This is a genomic window from Corynebacterium striatum ATCC 6940, assembly GCF_000159135.1.
GTDB classification, from domain to species: Bacteria; Actinomycetota; Actinomycetes; order Mycobacteriales; family Mycobacteriaceae; genus Corynebacterium; species Corynebacterium striatum.
Genome location: NZ_GG667521.1, coordinates 110649 through 111915 on the forward strand (window position 1 = coordinate 110649; position 1267 = coordinate 111915).

Here is a 1267-nt window from a genome sequence, read left to right on the forward strand (position 1 = left end):
ACCAATGCACCCACCGCAAGGTGGCCAGTTCGACTTCTCCGACTATCGTCCATGGACCTTGAGCATGAATAAGTTCAGCTTTGTAGAAGCCGTTGACTGTCTCGGCTAGTGCATAGTCAAATGTCATAAGAATCGCCGACTATTCCGACACTTGGCCGGATTCCGCTAAAGCCGTGGAATACTTCAGCGACACGTACTGGTTGCCCCGATCGCTGCGGTGAATTAGCTGGTTTCCATGGATTCGCCCTGCAGTCGTTAACGCATGCTCCAAGGCTTCAATTGGTAGCGCATCGTCTAGCGTGTAACAACACCAACAATTTTTCGGCTAAAGACATCCACGACAAACGCGGTTTAGGCGAATTCTGACAGTGTGCAAACGTAGATCGGCCTAACCCCGACTTGTCTAATGTCCGAGGGCAGGCCCCATCTTCTAAAGTCGGCGAGGGAAATGGCTCCGGTTGCCAGACGTAACTGCACTTTAAGACGTCTTGGTTCTGCTGCTTGGAACGGTGAACCCTTGCACTGACCGCCCGATCGAAGAAACCGGCACCCCAGAACAAAAAGCAACTGGAATGCCGGTTTGTCAACGATGTCGCGACTCATCTGTCAAACATGTCGCGACTCATGACAATGGAGCCGACGACGGGAATCGAACCCGCGCCAGCAGCTTGGGAAGCTGCACCTTATAGAGGTAAAATGTAACAAACGGGACTAAACAACAAGGTCGTAAGTTGCACACGGTTGTTATGCAGTGTCACAATTGACCACGAAACAACACCACTGTGGATCACTTTTTGGTTCTACTAGACCCACCCCAAAGGAAAGCAGCCATGCCTAAAGTCCGATCAATCGGCAACCTCAACCGCGACACCAAAACAGGCCTCTACTACCGCGTCCTAGACCTTGGACACCGCCCCAACGGTAACCGCTGGCGCGTGCGCGTCACCGCAAAATCAAAGCAACGCCTTAACGCCAAAGTAAAAGCAAAAGTCGAAGAGCTAGAAAACGACACTTACAGCCCCGGCGATATGCCCACCCTAAACGTCTGGTGGGAATACTGGTGCGACCACATCGCATTCCACCGTGTGAAACCCAATGTTCTACGCAACTATCGCGGCTACGGACGCAACCACATCCGCCATATCGGCAAAAATAAGCTAGACCAACTAACCCCCGACCACGTGCGCTACCTCCACAAGAAAATGCACAACGAGGGACTAAGCGACCGCATGGTGCAAGCCGTCCACAACACACTGTCAAAGTGCCT

1 protein-coding gene and 1 pseudogene are annotated in these 1267 nt (G+C 52.3%); one reads left to right on the forward strand and one right to left on the reverse strand.

Going from position 1 to position 1267, the window contains the following annotated elements:
* Window positions 1–381: pseudogene (locus HMPREF0308_RS13625) on the reverse strand (transposase domain-containing protein); the annotation flags it as partial.
* A 449-nt stretch (window positions 382–830) separates the two neighbouring features.
* On the opposite strand from HMPREF0308_RS13625, the gene HMPREF0308_RS13880 reads away from it, so the two are divergent.
* On the forward strand, window positions 831–1267 hold a 437-nt coding region (locus tag HMPREF0308_RS13880), incomplete at its 3' end, for a tyrosine-type recombinase/integrase (protein ID WP_005529548.1).